The sequence below is a fragment of the Peribacillus sp. NPDC097295 genome (assembly GCF_044761665.1).
Lineage (GTDB): Bacteria > Bacillota > Bacilli > Bacillales > DSM-1321 > Peribacillus.
Genome location: NZ_JBIWCW010000004.1, coordinates 70,628 through 86,280 on the forward strand (window position 1 = coordinate 70,628; position 15,653 = coordinate 86,280).

The 15,653-nt window shown below is 39.4% G+C and carries 15 protein-coding genes; 3 read left to right on the forward strand and 12 right to left on the reverse strand.

What is annotated here, in order from left to right:
• Nucleotides 1-42: 42 nt before the first annotated feature.
• A complete protein-coding gene (gene metA, locus ACIQXN_RS08915; RefSeq protein ID WP_402964972.1) occupies nt 43-951 on the forward strand; it encodes a homoserine O-acetyltransferase MetA in 909 nt (302 codons plus the stop codon).
• 164 nt (nt 952-1,115) lie between these two features.
• Here the strand turns inward: metA and ACIQXN_RS08920 are convergent, their stop codons facing one another.
• From ACIQXN_RS08920 to ACIQXN_RS08950, 7 genes are all read right to left on the reverse strand, one after another.
• Nucleotides 1,116-1,904 (reverse strand): GNAT family N-acetyltransferase, encoded by a 789-nt coding sequence (locus tag ACIQXN_RS08920; RefSeq protein WP_402964976.1) that lies wholly within the window; start codon nt 1,902-1,904, stop codon nt 1,116-1,118.
• Nucleotides 1,905-1,959: 55 nt separating this feature from the next.
• Complete coding sequence (locus tag ACIQXN_RS08925) at nt 1,960-2,658, reverse strand: AIM24 family protein (RefSeq protein WP_402966070.1); 699 nt, start codon at nt 2,656-2,658, stop codon at nt 1,960-1,962.
• Nucleotides 2,658-3,353: a class I SAM-dependent methyltransferase gene (locus ACIQXN_RS08930; RefSeq protein ID WP_402964981.1), complete on the reverse strand. Its 696-nt coding sequence runs from the start codon at nt 3,351-3,353 to the stop codon at nt 2,658-2,660. Before ACIQXN_RS08930 ends, ACIQXN_RS08925 begins: the two co-directional genes overlap by 1 nt.
• Before the next feature lie 260 nt (nt 3,354-3,613).
• Nucleotides 3,614-4,042, reverse strand: a complete 429-nt coding sequence (mntR, locus tag ACIQXN_RS08935) for a transcriptional regulator MntR (RefSeq protein WP_402964984.1) — start codon at nt 4,040-4,042, stop codon at nt 3,614-3,616.
• A 101-nt stretch (nt 4,043-4,143) separates the two neighbouring features.
• A complete protein-coding gene (locus ACIQXN_RS08940) occupies nt 4,144-6,315 on the reverse strand; it encodes a DNA topoisomerase III (RefSeq protein ID WP_402964988.1) in 2,172 nt (723 codons plus the stop codon).
• 246 nt (nt 6,316-6,561) lie between these two features.
• A complete protein-coding gene (locus ACIQXN_RS08945) occupies nt 6,562-7,026 on the reverse strand; it encodes a hypothetical protein (protein WP_402964993.1) in 465 nt (154 codons plus the stop codon).
• Entirely contained in the window at nt 7,016-7,396 is a 381-nt protein-coding gene (locus tag ACIQXN_RS08950; RefSeq protein ID WP_402965006.1) for a hypothetical protein, read from the reverse strand. Before ACIQXN_RS08950 ends, ACIQXN_RS08945 begins: the two co-directional genes overlap by 11 nt.
• Nucleotides 7,397-7,859: 463 nt before the next feature.
• Here ACIQXN_RS08950 and ACIQXN_RS08955 point away from each other — a divergent pair, with 463 nt between their 5' ends.
• Nucleotides 7,860-8,312: a DUF5392 family protein gene (locus tag ACIQXN_RS08955; RefSeq protein WP_402965010.1), complete on the forward strand. Its 453-nt coding sequence runs from the start codon at nt 7,860-7,862 to the stop codon at nt 8,310-8,312.
• Nucleotides 8,313-8,408: 96 nt separating this feature from the next.
• Here ACIQXN_RS08955 and ACIQXN_RS08960 read toward each other — a convergent pair whose 3' ends face one another.
• Entirely contained in the window at nt 8,409-9,830 is a 1,422-nt protein-coding gene (locus tag ACIQXN_RS08960; protein WP_402965013.1) for an amino acid permease, read from the reverse strand.
• A 405-nt stretch (nt 9,831-10,235) separates the two neighbouring features.
• On the opposite strand from ACIQXN_RS08960, the gene ACIQXN_RS08965 reads away from it, so the two are divergent.
• On the forward strand, nt 10,236-10,862 hold the full coding sequence (locus tag ACIQXN_RS08965; protein ID WP_402966072.1) for a LysE family transporter: 627 nt from the start codon (nt 10,236-10,238) through the stop codon (nt 10,860-10,862).
• Between the two features lie 226 nt (nt 10,863-11,088).
• Here ACIQXN_RS08965 and ACIQXN_RS08970 read toward each other — a convergent pair whose 3' ends face one another.
• The 4 genes from ACIQXN_RS08970 to hmpA all read right to left on the reverse strand — a co-directional run bounded on the left by ACIQXN_RS08970 (nt 11,089) and on the right by hmpA (nt 15,534).
• Nucleotides 11,089-11,544: a general stress protein gene (locus ACIQXN_RS08970; RefSeq protein ID WP_402965018.1), complete on the reverse strand. Its 456-nt coding sequence runs from the start codon at nt 11,542-11,544 to the stop codon at nt 11,089-11,091.
• Nucleotides 11,545-11,623: 79 nt separating this feature from the next.
• Nucleotides 11,624-12,871: a glutamate-5-semialdehyde dehydrogenase gene (locus ACIQXN_RS08975; protein ID WP_402965023.1), complete on the reverse strand. Its 1,248-nt coding sequence runs from the start codon at nt 12,869-12,871 to the stop codon at nt 11,624-11,626.
• A 28-nt stretch (nt 12,872-12,899) separates the two neighbouring features.
• The gene (gene proB / locus ACIQXN_RS08980) at nt 12,900-13,988 is read right to left on the reverse strand and encodes a glutamate 5-kinase (RefSeq protein ID WP_402965027.1); all 1,089 of its coding nucleotides are present in this window, start codon (nt 13,986-13,988) and stop codon (nt 12,900-12,902) included.
• A gap of 337 nt (nt 13,989-14,325) precedes the next feature.
• The gene (gene hmpA, locus ACIQXN_RS08985) at nt 14,326-15,534 is read right to left on the reverse strand and encodes an NO-inducible flavohemoprotein (RefSeq protein WP_402965031.1); all 1,209 of its coding nucleotides are present in this window, start codon (nt 15,532-15,534) and stop codon (nt 14,326-14,328) included.
• Nucleotides 15,535-15,653 lie beyond the last annotated feature (119 nt).

Here is a 15,653-nt window from a genome sequence, read left to right on the forward strand (position 1 = left end):
TAATTGAAATATTATGATTTCAAAAAGGAGGCAAAGATAATTATGCCGATCAAAATACCAAGACACCTGCCAGCAAAAGAGATTTTAGAAGAAGAGAATATCTTTGTAATGGATGAGGAACGGGCAACCAGTCAGGAAATCCGTCCATTAAATATATTGATTTTGAATCTTATGCCTGAAAAAGAGAAAACGGAGGCACAGTTACTGCGTTTTCTAGGGAATACCCCCATTCAAGTAAACATATCTTTTCTTGGATTGAGTACACACGAATCGAAAAACACTAGTAAATTTCATTTAAATCAATTTTATAATTCGTTTGAAGAAATTCGCTCAAAAAAGTACGATGGCATGATCATCACTGGCGCACCTGTCGAAAAAATGGATTTTCAAGATGTTAATTATTGGGATGAATTAAAAGATATCATGGATTGGTCAAACGAAAATGTCACCTCCACTCTACATATTTGTTGGGGAGCTCAAGCTGCACTCTACCATCATTACGGTATAGATAAATATGAACTTCCAAAAAAATGCTTTGGCATTTATAAACACAAGGTTCTCGAGCCGAATGAAAATCTCGTCCGCGGCTTCGATGATTATTTCTTGGCACCTCATTCTCGCTATACTGACATTGACTTTCAAAAATTGGTGAATCATCCAGAACTAAAAATCTTAGCCCAATCCGATAAGGCAGGGGTGCTCATCGCCGCTTCGAGAGACTCCAAAAGAATAATGGTGACCGGTCATTTCGAGTACGATGCAGGAACGCTTGGTGACGAATACAATCGTGATATCGGACGTGGTATCGAAACTCGACTCCCGGAAAACTATTTTCCAGACAATGACCCTTCAAAAACTCCACTGCACCGTTGGAAGAGCCACTGTAGCCTCATGTTTTCCAACTGGCTTAATTATTACGTCTATCAATCCACACCATATGATTGGGACTGATAGGTGAATGGCAAAAGGGTAATCCCCCGTTAAATGATTCCCCTTATTTTGGGGGAACCTGCCACACTTGACGAAGAAACCCTGATTATTGCATCAGGGTTTTCGCTTAAGCCTATTGATTAAAGAAATTTGAATGTTTTGCTAAAAAGGAAAATCAATCAAGATTACAATGTTTTTGCAAATACAGAATACCTTAATGGACTTTCAAATCCAATAGTGTTTGCCATAGAAATCGAAGCGGGATTACCTACACTACAATCCCAACGTGGTGTAATGTTTTTCTCGATACAATGATTTATAAATGATTGCGCTGTAACCTTCCCTAAACCTTTTCCCTTCCATTCGTTCTTGGTTACAATATCCATTTCAGCTGATTTTTCGGCTCTGAAAATGGTAGTGCATTCGCTTACGAGCGTGTCATCATGTAATATACAATATCCAAATCCGTTCTCAATGAAATTGGATACCGACCCCCAATACTTTTCATAATACTCTTCATTGAATTCAGTAGATTGATGAATGTTTTCCAAATTAATTTTCTTCAGTGTAAATCCTTTAGGTAGTTCCATCCTATTACTATTACTTAAGTTCTTAAGCTTGTTAAACGCAAAGGCATATCGATTATATCTACAAACCATTTCTTCATTTTCAAATAGACCATCCAATGCTTCATCCCATTTTTCTGATGAAGAAAATAATGTGAATCTAGACTGTTCCTTTTTCCTATCATGATATAAACTGAATAATTCCTCTTTAAACTTACCATTTGCCTCTTCACCCATGACATAAAAAATTCCCGAAAAAGTTCCTATGAGAAAAGTACCTTCATTACTTAGATCTCTATAAACGAATCCAGGAATCATCTTGTTCAAGACTGAAAAGACAAAAGATGGGGATATTACTGGAATTGATTTTTCCACGTCCCCATAATCCGCTTCCACTACTCGAAACATACTATCCCTCCCTTCTATCACCACTTATAAAACATAAAAACACAACCAAGAGCTATTATTTAGACTCTTTATCACCGAAATACACTTCTTCATAAGGTTGGACAACAACAAAACCCTGCCCCTCGAATTTCATCTGAACGGACTCTCCACTCCCTCTCCCAAAAAATGATTTCAAGGATACGTCGGTTACAAAGTCTGGCTGAAGGTTGCCAGACCAGGCGACGGTGGCATTTGGATCCGTATAGACGGGTTTTCCCGGTTCGACAAGTAAAGTGAGCGGTTCATAATGAGAAGTGAATGCCACCATTCCATGGCCTTCCAGCCTAACATTGAACAAACCACCAGCCAGCAAACCGGCAATGCGACGCATCATTTTAATGTCCCATTTCATACTCGGTTCAAAGGCCAGCAAATCGTTTCCGTTTATAGTAATGGACTTACCATCCATTTGTAAGATCGAAATTTTCTTTCCTTGGTCCGCCACATATAGCTTCCCTTTTCCCGTCGCTTTCATTAAAGAAGCACCTTCACCAGTAAAGGCTTTCTTAAATAACTTTCCGAACCCGTGCTCCAATATTCCTTCTCTTTCAAATTTGATACTGCCCCGGTAAGAAATCATTGTCCCCATTTTGGCCCAGATCTGTTGTTCAAGATTAATTTCCAGTATACGTTCCGTCTCAAGTTCAAATAATCCCTGGCCCTTATCCTGCTGTTTCGTTTTTTCCACAAATTGATCTATTTTATATTTTTCCATCATTGAATACCTTCTTTTTGCAAGAGGAACAACCACATAAACGAAACGGCCTGTTTCAGTTCTTTTGAAAAGTGGCCTAGCTTGGTATAATCCACCCCTCTTTTCCCTACCCCGATTTCAGCCACTTCCTTCCACCCACTCCCAAGTGCTAGTTTTTCAAACTCCCAGGCCTGCATGGTATTCATGATGACATCCTCACCCACTAACCGTCGATAACTAAAGTTCTTACGTGGCTCCGCCGTGGGTCCAAGTATCCCAAAGCATACATGGCCTCCTGGTTTTATAATACGATGTATTTCCTGCATCACCGTTAGCGGCTCCCCAGTATATTCAAGTGAATTAATCACCATTGCCGCATCCATTTCTTCATCCTTGAATGGAAGGCTATAAAAATCCCCTTGAGTAAAAGATAGACCCGGTTGTTGATTGGCATTTCCGTTAGCGATCTCAATCATTACGTGTGAAAGGTCGATACCCGTTACGACATAACCCGTTTGAGCGAGTTTCAAAGAACCCATACCGTCACCGCAGCCTATATCTACAACCTTGGCCCCGGCCTCTACATGTTCAGAAAAAAAAGGGATGATACCTTTACGACTACCCGTTTCCCACATTTCCTGTGAATTCTTCGCCCACACAGGGGCAAAATCATCCCATTTCTTTTCCGCTTCTTTATGCCAAGTATGTATATTCAAATGTCATTCCTCCATTATTAGTATTCTTTAACCTTTGAATCATAATCGATGTTAACGAGTACCTACATTCCCTTTTTGAACCATATCAACGGCCATCTATATCCTTGCTTTATAGCTATTCTGCTCTAAATCTAAAAATCCTTTTTTAATATCCTATAGGCATGATTAATAATTCTAAAAAGCATGGCTTTTTTATGCCTAGATTCTCTAACAACGTCTTAAAAGGGATTTTTAACGCAAAAAAAACTGCCCATGGCAGCTTATTTTGTGTTTTCTTCATTTCTCTTTTGTATATTTCTTAAATCCTCGACCCGGCTAGAAGATTCCTCAAAGAATTCAACAAGGTCCCCAATCCGATCTATGGCATTCCAGCTAAGGTGGTGCTCGATTCCTTCAACATCTTGATAGATATTTTCTTCCTTGACCCCTATCAAACGTAGCATCTGTTCCAATAATTCATGACGGTAAACGAGTCTTTTACCCACTTTTTTTCCGTTTGCCGTCAAAACCAACCCACGATACTTTTCATAGATTAAATATTTTTCGTGATCTAGCTTTTGTACCATCTTCGTCACAGAAGAAGGATGTACAGAAAGATTTTCGGCAATATCGGAAACCCTTGCATACCCTTTCTCTTCTATAAGCAAATAAATTTGTTCTATGTAATCCTCCATGCTCGGTGTAGGCATCAGGAATCCTCCCATTCAAACGCATATCTAAAAATCTTACTATAAAAACGGCCCTGAAACAAGGTAATATCGTCTCAGGGCAAGGTCAGGGTCAGAAACACTTAATTTTGCTTAACGGGCTGATCCGAGAAAAATTTGAAATTGATTTTCTTTTCGGTATCAGACCATATCAAAGCAGCATTAAATGTCCGTTCCCCTTTTTTGAATCCACTGATCATGTCGGTTTCTCCATCGGTTAAAAGCTTTTTAACATTGCCTTGACTGATCTTTTTATTAAGGATTTTCTTTGAGACGGTAAAGTTACACTTCGTTTTCTGGTAACTCGCACATCCATAGAATTCCCCTTTATCGATCACTTTGGCGCCACAAAACTTGCAATTACCTACCGATGCCGCACTTTTCTTCTTATAACCCGGCCTTTGAATCGACTCAGTATCGAGCCCTTGAAAATCCCAGGCTTCGGAAGATTCGACGGCATCACTGATGATTTTCGTCGACATCTTTTTAACGGCTTCCATAAAAGCCCCCGCAGAAGCCTTACCTTGTCCGATTTCCCTTAGGCGCTGTTCCCATTTAGCCGTCATTTCTGGAGAAGCAAGGATTTTTTCACCAATCGCCGTAATGAGGACCTTCCCTTTGTCGGTGGCAAATACCTGGTTTTTCTTAACATCAATGTATTTGCGATCCTTCAGCATGGTAATGATCCCTGCACGCGTCGCTTCGGTTCCCAGGCCTTCTGTTTTCATCAGGACCTTTTCGAGCTCTTCATTGTCCAGGTGCTTGCCTGCCGTTTTCATCAAGGTAATCAGTTGACCCTCCGTATATCGCTTAGGGGGCTGGGTTTTCCCTTCTTTCACTTTCACTTTGGATACCTGACCGATATCCCCTTGTTTAAGGATCGGTAAAAGAACATCATCATCTTTCTCATCTTGAAAAATGACTTTGCGCCATCCTTCTTGAATTTGTTGCTTGCCCTTTGAAATGAACTCAGCCCTTTTCTCGACCATCGTCTGGATGGTCGTATAATCGAAAATGGCCTTTTCATAATGAGCCGCAATCAGCCTGCGAACCACTAAGTCATATATATTACGTTCCTCACCAGAAAGTCTTTTAGGATCCACAACCTGTTCGGTCGGGATGATTGCATAGTGATCAGTGACCTTTTTCTCGTTAACGAATCGTTTATTATCAATGATACTTGGTAGAGGCAATGGGAAGAACGATTGATATTCCGAAAACCCACTTAATTTTTGCAAGATGTCCGGGAATGTTTCAGCTTCGCCCTTTGTAACATAGTTGGAATCTGAACGTGGGTAAGATACAATTCCTTTTTGATATAAACTTTGAACGATGTCCAAGGTCTTTTTCGGTGAGTATTTATAGATTTTATTCACAGTTGCTTGCAACGACGACAAATTGAATAAGAGTGGAGGCTGAAATTCCTTTCTTTCAGTGGTCATGTCGGCAATTTCAGCCTCTTTTCCCTGACAAAACGCAGCTATTTTTTCTGCCATCTCTTTTGAAAGAATTCTCGAATCATTATTTTGCTGCCATTTCCCCTGATATTTCTTTCCATCCATCTTGAAGTCTGCAAACACTTCCCAAAACGGTTCTGATTTGAACCGTTCAATTTCCATTTCCCTCTTGACTATCAAAGCAAGGGTCGGTGTCTGAACCCGGCCTGCTGAAAATACATCGGATACACCCTTTTTCTTCAAGAGAATGCTATATACTCTAGAGGCATTCATGCCTACGACCCAATCCGCACATGCTCTCGTATATGCTTCATGATAGAGTGGTCTCGTCTTTTCTTCACTTATGAGATTTTGAAACCCTTCATAGATGGCTTTTGGCGTCAGTGAGGAAATCCACAAGCGTTTCATCGGTTTTTGGACATGACAAAGTTGAATGATATTACGTACAATCAATTCCCCTTCTCGCCCGGCATCCCCAGCATGAATGATTTCATCTACATTCGATCTTTTTAGCAGCGCTTTCACCACATTGAATTGCTTGGCCTTTTGGCGTGTCACTTCATATTGAAATTTCTCGGGTATCATCGGCAGGGTATCAATCGACCATTTTTTCCAGTTTGAGTGATACGTTTCCGGTGATACGAGCTGGCATAAATGACCGACTGCCCATGTTACATAAGCGCCATCCGGGAAAAGCTCATTCGGCATGATTTCTATATATCCCTGTTGTTTCTTCGATTTGAATTGAGCTGCCAACGTTGAACCTTGATCAGGTTTCTCGGCAATGATCAGCTTCATATTATCTTCACCTAATCCGTTACAAAATAACTTTCTTTCTTATTATACCTTAATTATAAAAATCGGAAAGATAAGGAGCCGTTTTTGTTTTGGCTTAAGATCTAGAAAAAACCGAACCTTTTCTAGGCCTGAATAAAGGAAATGATAGTTTGTAGCTATTCGAAAAGAAGTGTATATTCGACATAAAAAGACGACTACCTTATTGATAGTCGACTCTCCTAGAGAATGCATTCATTCATGGATCGATTACTTAAAGACTTTAGATATGATTTCGTCTGTCGTCATTTCACTATCTATCACATAAGAACCAGGACGTAAATTGTTCGCCTTGCCTCTTTTTTCAACTTCATCAAAGAAATCTTTTGCATCCGCGATGATTTTGGACCGTTTAAGATTTTTACCGACATCAATGCTTGTCATGCCTTTAGAAACTTTCAACACAGAACGATATATGATTTTTTCTTTTGGTCCTTTATCTTCCGCTACAACTTGACTTGACTTCAATTCAGCAAGTTGCTCTTCATACTCTTTCTCTGTATGGATGACATACCCTTCTGAAGTTAGCTTGCGTTTCATCTCATCATCCGTTACTTTTTCTACAGTTTGTGTGCTCTCCCTTTCTTCTTCAGAATCGAAGTAATATACTGCTCCGCATATACTTGCTGCTACAAGGAGGCCACCAGCAAAACTGCGCATCGATTTAGATGTCATTGGCAACTTTTCTCCTTTCATCCTTTGCTTTTATGTATGGAACAAGCATGTATTCTATTTCTTCTATAGACCGATCTTTTTTGGCTGCTATGCTATCTAGTGAATATCCACGCTTATATAAATCTAGTACATCATGCAACAAACTCCACTTTTCAGAAGGTCCTGACAGTAATCCCGCTTCTTGTGCCATAATTTCAGCATTTATCTCAAGAGTCCTGATTTGCATTTGTAATTGGTTCACTTCATCTCCAAAAGTACTAGTAATCTGTTCCATTTGCTGTTCCACCTTCGCTGAATCCGTTTTAATATACGACACAATGAACAGTATAACTGCGACACCGAACAAGATGGCTAACGCCCATGACATCATTCTATTCCCTCCTTAACTTAATACAACTTCTAGCTTATTCATTATATATGGATTCAACCGAAAACTCGATTTAAAGTAGCCGAGCCTCAGGAAAACAGAACAAAAGTCATGCATTTATGACAATAAATACGCATTTACTATTTTTTTATATAGTTTTGTATATAATCACTTATTTCTTTATTCCTATCAAGGGACTAATTTTTTTATTTACCTGACACCGCATTCCATCTATATATTAGTAAAGTAAAATACATGACAAATGATTTTCTACACGTTAAAATGAAGATATTGTGCTTTTTCAGTCTTTTTATCATTCATGATTAATCCTTTCTTAGTAATAATCGTAGAATGAAAAAATATAGTGAAGACCCATCGAAATACTGTGTTACAAATTGGTTAAAATAAGTTTTTTAATCTAACAGGTTCTCTACACACTACACATTAAAACTAAGAGGAGGATACGATGAATATTAAAATCAATAATATTCCACACTTTATGCAAAATGAGATGAAGAAAATTCAATTAAAATTGAATCCCTTATTGAAGAAAAATATGAAATATGGTTTCTTTTCGACCATAATGATTGCTTTCTCCCTCATCAACCTTTTTTTCCTCTTGTTTAATAATGATTCTTACCCGATTTCCAAAATAGCACTTTGCATATACGCTCTAGTAGGTGCCATAGGCTTTGCTCTTAAGAAAGAAAACAAACATAATAAAAAAGAAATTGTGAAAATGAGCCAAAAATATGTGTTAGAGAGAATGAAAAAAAGCGGTTATCTAACGGATGCCAGAAAAAATAATTACTATCAAAAAGTGAATGAATATCCTTTATTGACAATGAGTGTTTTTATTGAATTTCTAGCTGAAGAAGAGCAAAGGAAGAATGACTTCTCCGGGAATGAAAACAGATGATAAATGGTTTTCGATTATGATCTAGGATTTAGATTGACTATACCGGAAAATTCAATGTTAAAGGGAACTCGACAACATGGCCGGGTTCCCTTTTTTTTAATCAAGTTCGGATTTATTTGCTCTAGCAGTCATCGCCTTGTTCTTATTCCATACTTTAGACTTCATGTATATGGTTGCAAGGCTAATGATGACGATGAATAACAGGCTGACGAAGAAACCTGGGCGAATCTCTTTTTCAAGGAGAGTACCACAAATGGTTAATAGTATTAAAGTAATACCGAACCCCCCTGTAATTTTACTCCATATTTTATGTTCTAGTATTTTAAAAGAAGAAAGGATGATAAAAGCCCAGTTATACAAAAGTAGTATACCGGCTGACGTTGTAATGTATTCATAAATCTTTCCTGGCAGAAGCAAGGCCGTGATGATTGACCCTAAAAGCCCTATTGCCGCTAGCACTAGAGAGGGTAATGGTAGATCCTTGAATTTCTTCATTTTTTTCATGAAAAATGGTGGTGCATTGCCATCATCAGCAAGCGTGACCAACAGGTTTGTAACCCCAAATAATGAAGCGGTCATCGTTGAAAAACCTGCAATAATGATTGCACCATTAAAAACATGCGGAAAAAAGGTCAAATGATAGCTATCGAGTGCCGTAACGAACGGGCTTTCTTTTTCACTAAACGCATCTAAGGAAACCATGGTCACAGCTAGCCCCAATGATACTACATAGATGATTGTAAGCACTAAAAGCATGATGGTTCCAGCTTTTTTTGCATCTTCTTTCTTTTTCAAATGCATCGCCATCAAACCGATGACTTCAATGCCTCCAAAGGCATAAAAAGCATAAATGAGCGATGTCCAAAACCCTATCCATCCCTTCGGAAATAATTCATGATAAGTATTTGGAAATGAAGGAGGTTTCCCGCCATCGAGGCCAAACCAACCTACAACCGCACATATGGCTATGATGATGAACATGACGATTGCTGCTGTCTTAATGACGGCAAGGAGGTTTTCAACCCTGTCAAACCCTTTTGTACCCAACAATACGACCACGATTGACACGAGTGCAAATCCTGCTGCAATAAGCCATAATGGGACCTTAGGAAACCAAAACTGGGATAGTAGCGAAAGCGCGGTCAACTGGCTTCCCATGATCAAGATATTGGAGGACCAATAATTCCAGCCACAACTAAAGCCGGCCCATCGCCCAAATGCTTTATTAGCATAATAACAAAAAGAACCTTTTTGAGGGTCAGCCGCTGTCATTTTAGCTAACAAATTATAAACGATATATGTTCCCAGCGCTGCTAATACAAATGAAAATACAATGGAGGGGCCCGTTGTTATAATCCCTATTGTCGATCCAAGAAAATAACCCGTTCCAATCGTGCAACCAACACCGACTAAGGAAAGTTGCCACCATTGCATATCGCCCTGTTGATCGCTGGAGGCGTTTGAGTTCTTCCCTGTGCCTGTCTTCCCATTCGCTGAACTGCTATTATTTTTCTCCATAAGGTTTCCCCCCTTCCATCCTCCATAGTATGAATAAAGCCACTATGAATTATGTAAGGAAAGATTCTAGTCTTATGTAAGTAGGTTTATGTAACGATGGCCGTAATGCCTTATTAAGCATAAACTCCAAAGCCGAACAACACTCCTTTCGAGTAGGTAATAACTTGAACATTCTAAGTGACATTCCTTTACCTATTTCCTTTTACTGAAAAAAGAGGTGAATAATACGTAGTTCAAAACATGGGGATGATTCTGACTTTCTCGATTAACTGGTGGCAAGCCCTGTAAGGCTCGATCTAGAAATCATGTAGCTTGCCTATTAAAGAATGAAAAAAAAGGTTTGCAAGTCCATTAGTTTGAATACATTCAAATAAGCAAGATTAATGAAGGGGTGATAATTTGGATTTGGGTGTTTTCTTCAGCTATATATTCTTGGGCTTGTCGCTAGCTGCTCCTATCGGTCCTTTTAATGCCGCTGTATTGGACATAGGGATTAAGAAAGGGTTTTTACATGCATGGATTTTCGGTTGGGGGGCCATTTTAGCAGATACTATCTTTATTCTCCTCGTCTTTTTCGGTTTTATCCACTTTATGGACAACTCCTTCTTGAAGACATTTCTTTGGCTATTTGGTTTTTTCGTACTGACTTATACAGGAATCGAGAGCCTCTTAAGTGCTGGTAAAATTGAGGTCAATGGTCGGAAAGTGAATGATCGATTCGTTTCTTCATTTTTTTCCGGATTCATCATGGCACTTTCGAATCCTTTATCTATTTTGTTTTGGTTAGGAATTTATGGTTCAGTTATTGCAAACACGGCATCAAAATATGATATTCAGCATTTACTCGTATATAGTGCAGGTATCCTTCTTGGCCTTGTAACCTGGGATTTCATGATGGCCATCTTTTCAAGCACACTTAGAAGGTATTTATCTCAACCGATACTAACAGGCATTTCGATTATATCAGGGGTTTCCCTAATAGGAATCGGGATCTATTTCTCGATTCAAGCAGCCAAGCTATTATTTACATAAAAGTGGTTGAAGAAAAGAACTTCCCAATTTTTGAAAAAAGCTTTTATTTTAAAAGGCAAGGGCAGTATTTCAGGTGTAAAGCATGATCCGGATTTTTAACCTTATACTTCCTTCACGCCCTGTTTAGGATCCCTACCAACGCAAAAAGAAGAGAATGCTTGGCGCATCCTCTTCCACCTTAATCTATTATAAAAAATTCTTTATGTATGTAGGGGTCACTGATAACTTAATCTACTTGTTGCTTACTTAAGTTAGGATCGGCAATAACCAATATTTTACCATTTTTGATATCCTCTACATACTGTTTAGCTTCAGTTTTCTCTAGGCCGTAGTCCATTAAAGGTTTTTCCAATCCACCTGCACCAGCTGCTGCGCCTGCCGCTGCTCCACCAAATGTAGCAAATAACGGACCAGCTGCCAAAATCGGTCCGATACCAGGTACAGCGAGTGCACTCATTCCTATAAGTAAACCAGTCAAACCAACTGCACCTCCAGCTGTTGCACCTGCGATAAGACCATCAGTTTTAGTCGGGCTGACTTCTTCGACTTCATTAGATAAGCTCTTACTATCTTTCGCAACCACTGAAATTTGATCTGTTGTATATCCTTCTTTTTTTAAAGAATTCACTGCTACCAATGCTTGATCTTCATTATCGAAAATTTTTATATATCTCTTGTCCATGATATCTGCTCCTTTTAATGTAATGTAATATACCATTACCCTTTAAAAAGATTTATTAATCATCATGAATCATGCTTTTTCACTCCCTAATATGTCCTTGACCATATATAAAGTACTTGCTTGAAGTTAATGCAGGTAAGCCCATAGGTCCGCGCGCATGAAGCTTTTGTGTGGATATGCCTATTTCGGCACCGTAACCAAATTCAAAACCGTCGGTAAAGCGTGTCGAAGCATTATGATAAACTGCCGCTGCATCCACCTTGTTCAAAAAGACATTTGCATTTTTTGTGTCATTTGTAAGGATTGCTTCAGAGTGCTTTGTACCATATTGGTTAATATGTTCAATCGCCCCAGAAACATCTTTGACAATTTTGACACTGAGTTTCAATGCTAAATACTCAGCTGACCAATCCTCTTCCTTCGCGGCTATAGCTCGTAAAGAAGTGGAACAAACCGTTTCATCCCCGTATATCTCTATCCCTTTATCATGCAAGACCGACAACAACCGTTCTCCGTTTTCTTCAAACCATTCAGCATGAATAAGCAAGCTTTCAATGGCATTGCATACGGAAGGGCGCTGAGTTTTTCCGTTTAATACTATCTTCTCCACCATTGAAGGTTCAGCCGTAGCGTCAATGAAAATATGACAATTTCCTGCCCCTGTTTCCAGGACCGGGACGCTGGCTTCTTTCATCACTGTTTCTATTAAATTCTTTCCGCCCCGAGGAATCAAGACATCCAAATATTCGTTAAGATGGAAAAGCTCTTTTGCCGTTTCACGGCTTGTATCTTCTATTAGCTGGACAGCCTCCAATGGGATCTCCGTGTTTTCCAAAGCTTTATGGATAGATGAAACCAAAGCCATATTAGAATGTTTCGCGGATGAACTTCCACGTAAGATGACCGCATTGCCTGTTTTTAATGATAATGTGGCGGCATCGATTGTCACATTGGGCCTTGCTTCATAAATCATGCCGATGACGCCAATAGGGACACGTTTCTTTTTAATCAATAAGCCATTTTCTTTTTCAATGTTTTCCAGGATTTCACCAACTGGATCTTTCAAGTCAACTAAGAGAAGTATGGCCGCTGACATATCATCAATACGTTTCCCATTCAACATGATTCTGTCTAATATCGACTCGCTCATCCCTTTTTGTCTGCCTTGTTCTAGGTCTTTTTTGTTTTCTCTTAAAAGATATTCCTTATCAATGATCAGTTGATGGGCAATTTTTTTCAATGCCTCATTTTTCATTTCAGTAGATAGTCCGATTAACTGATAGCTTGCATTCTGTGCTGCCTTTCCCTTCGCCACCACTTCACTCATTTCTACAAACCCCCTTAATTACTTTTCTTTAGGCCTTCACCCATTTATCACGATGGATGACCTCGATCGATGAAATAACAAGCTCGGTTGTCCGCTTGCCCATCGCTTGTTTCAATTCGGAGGAGGAATATAAGACCTCCCCTCGCCCCAATATACCGCTCGCCCCAAAAACTTCGACGACGTCACCTTTATTGAAATTCCCTTTAATATCGTATATACCTGCAGGCAATAAGCTACTTCCATATAAAATTAAAGCCTTTTCGGCACCTTCATCCACGTAAATTTCCCCTGATACTTTCGAGTGCAGGGATATCCACTGCTTATTTTTTGTTACTGTCGTTAAGACCTCATTACCGATATATGTGCCATCACCGCTACCTTCAAGAATGGTAAGAAGTTTGTCGCTACCCTCGCCGGATCCTATAAAAACTTTCACTCCCAAGGAAAGAGCAGTCTGCGCAGCAATCAGCTTAGATTTCATTCCTCCTGTCCCAACACTTGAGCCTGGACCTTCAGCCATGCGTAGCAAATCTTCTGTGATATCCGAAAGCTGGCTGAATCTCTTTGCCAACGGATTGGTCTGCGGGTTGGAATCATAAAGTCCATTAATATCAGTTAGAATAATTAACTGATTGGCATGGACAAGGCCGCTAACAAGCGCAGATAACATATCATTATCACCGAAAGTCAATTCCGCTATGGATACGGTATCATTTTCATTAATTATCGGGAGAATTCCCCGATCAAGCAGTTCCATCAATGTAGCATATGCATTTTTATAACGATCTTTATTCGAGAAATCATTTCTTGTCAATAAGATTTGGGCGGGAATAATCCCGAATTGTCCCAGTTGCTCCATGTAAGATTGTATCAATAAACTTTGCCCGACCGCGGCAGCCGCTTGTTTTCCTTTTAATGTAACTGGCCTTGTCGGATAACCCAATTTTCGAAAACCGGTTGCGACCGCTCCTGACGACACAAGTACTACTTCATGTCCGACCGAACGCAATGCAGCCACTGCTTGAATATGATCGGAAAATTTATTCTGGTCGATTTCACCTTGGTTGTTCGTTAAAGAACTACTTCCTATCTTTACAACGATGCGCTTCTTTTCCATCGGTTTTTTCCTCCAATTAGTATCTTAGACATGAAAAAAAGCCCTTTTCATCCTCAAAACAAGGACGAAAAGGGTTGCTTTCCGTGGTACCACCTTCATTGGATGCACAAATAATGGCATCCCACTCTGCCTATTAACGCCAGGATTCGCGCCTATGTTTTGCATAGGACTCAAGAAGCAGGTTCAGCGCTTATCTGTCGCGGGTCTTCCAGCTATAAACACCGCTCTCTGTCACAGTAATGTTTCGCATACTAATCTTCTCTCAACGTTCATTGTTTTAATATAGTATGCAAAATTATCATTGCGATGTCAACAACATTCAATGTCCGAATAAAACCTAAAGCGCCATTGCCGGACCGAAAAACTCATAATGGATTTTTTCAGAATCGACTCCTAGCTCTTTCAAGTGAGTGACGATACTTTTCATAAATGGTACAGGTCCACAGACGTAATAATCGGCATCTGGTTTTAAATGATTGCCCAAAAGCTCAGCGTCCATATAGCCCTTTTTTTCGTAGTTGGGTAGATTTTGATCATCTTGACTTGGGTTCTTATAGACAAAAGATAATTGATAGTTGCGTAGTTTTTCTGTCAGTCCAGTCAGTTCTTCTCTAAATGGCTGAACTGCCCCATTTTCAGAAGCGTGTATGAATTGAATATCACGTTCAGACTGTTGGTCAGCAAGTGCATGTATCATACTCATGAAAGGAGTGATTCCAACTCCTCCACTAAGAAATACAAGCGGGGTTTGCATTTTATTGTCGAGAGTAAAGTCTCCGGCAGGCACCGTTATATCAATACTGTCCCCCACTTGAATGCTCTCGTGCAAGTAATTTGAAACCCTTCCATCAGGAGAGATTCCTGTTTTGTCTTTTTTGACGGAAATCCGGAAATATTCTTTGCCTGGTGCGTCCGATAAACTATACTGACGATTGAATAAGTATTGTTCACCTTGTATCTCCATGCGGACGGTTAAATACTGTCCAGGTAAAAATGACGGGATTGAATCGCCATCAGCAGGCTTTAAATAGAAAGAAGTTATAACATCACTTTCACGTACCTTCTCTACAACAGTGAAAGGTTTGAAATCAGCCCACCCCCCATTCTGGTTGGCGGCTTGGTCATACATGTCCTTTTCCATATTAATAAAAACACCAGCTATGACACCATATGCGTCTCCCCATGCTTGAATGATTTCCTCGGTAGCGGCATCGCCTAATACTTCCTTAATTGCAGCCAATAAGTATTCTCCCACAATAGGGTAATGCTCTGGTTTTACAACAAGACTCCTGTGTTTTTGAGCAATTTGTTTGACTGCTGGCAAGATCGTCTCAAGCTGGTCAATGTATTTAGCGGCAGCTAACACCGTATTCGCAAGTGCATTTTGTTGGCGCCCTTTTTTTTGGTTGGTGTGATTGAAGATATTCAATAACTCTGGATGTGCTTCTAAAAGATTTTTATAAAATACAGTAGTTATGGTAGTGCCGTGGACTTCCAAAACAGGTACAGTAGATTTTATGATTTCAATGGTTTTTTGAGATAACATATATAAGCTCCTCTTTAAAAAACAAGTATTTTAAATACATGTTTATCTTAAATCGAAAATACAATTAAAGCAATATATTAAATACTTCTTTTAGGCACTTTAGTATTAATGTTTAAAAA

Excerpts from the sequence above, each read along its gene's own strand:
- ACIQXN_RS08950 (WP_402965006.1), bottom strand. The coding sequence starts at position 7,396 with ATGATGTCATGGGCGTTAGCCATCTTGTTCGGTGTCGCAGTTATACTG.
- ACIQXN_RS08970 (WP_402965018.1), bottom strand. The coding sequence starts at position 11,544 with ATGGACAAGAGATATATAAAAATTTTCGATAATGAAGATCAAGCATTG.
- proB (WP_402965027.1), bottom strand. The coding sequence starts at position 13,988 with ATGGAAAAGAAGCGCATCGTTGTAAAGATAGGAAGTAGTTCTTTAACG.
- ACIQXN_RS08920 (WP_402964976.1), bottom strand. The coding sequence starts at position 1,904 with ATGTTTCGAGTAGTGGAAGCGGATTATGGGGACGTGGAAAAATCAATT.
- ACIQXN_RS08945 (WP_402964993.1), bottom strand. The coding sequence starts at position 7,026 with ATGACATCTAAATCGATGCGCAGTTTTGCTGGTGGCCTCCTTGTAGCA.
- ACIQXN_RS08925 (WP_402966070.1), bottom strand. The coding sequence starts at position 2,658 with ATGGAAAAATATAAAATAGATCAATTTGTGGAAAAAACGAAACAGCAG.
- ACIQXN_RS08955 (WP_402965010.1), top strand. The coding sequence starts at position 7,860 with ATGAATATTAAAATCAATAATATTCCACACTTTATGCAAAATGAGATG.
- metA (WP_402964972.1), top strand. The coding sequence starts at position 43 with ATGCCGATCAAAATACCAAGACACCTGCCAGCAAAAGAGATTTTAGAA.
- ACIQXN_RS08975 (WP_402965023.1), bottom strand. The coding sequence starts at position 12,871 with ATGAGTGAAGTGGTGGCGAAGGGAAAGGCAGCACAGAATGCAAGCTAT.
- hmpA (WP_402965031.1), bottom strand. The coding sequence starts at position 15,534 with ATGTTATCTCAAAAAACCATTGAAATCATAAAATCTACTGTACCTGTT.
- mntR (WP_402964984.1), bottom strand. The coding sequence starts at position 4,042 with ATGCCTACACCGAGCATGGAGGATTACATAGAACAAATTTATTTGCTT.
- ACIQXN_RS08960 (WP_402965013.1), bottom strand. The coding sequence starts at position 9,830 with ATGGAGAAAAATAATAGCAGTTCAGCGAATGGGAAGACAGGCACAGGG.
- ACIQXN_RS08940 (WP_402964988.1), bottom strand. The coding sequence starts at position 6,315 with ATGAAGCTGATCATTGCCGAGAAACCTGATCAAGGTTCAACGTTGGCA.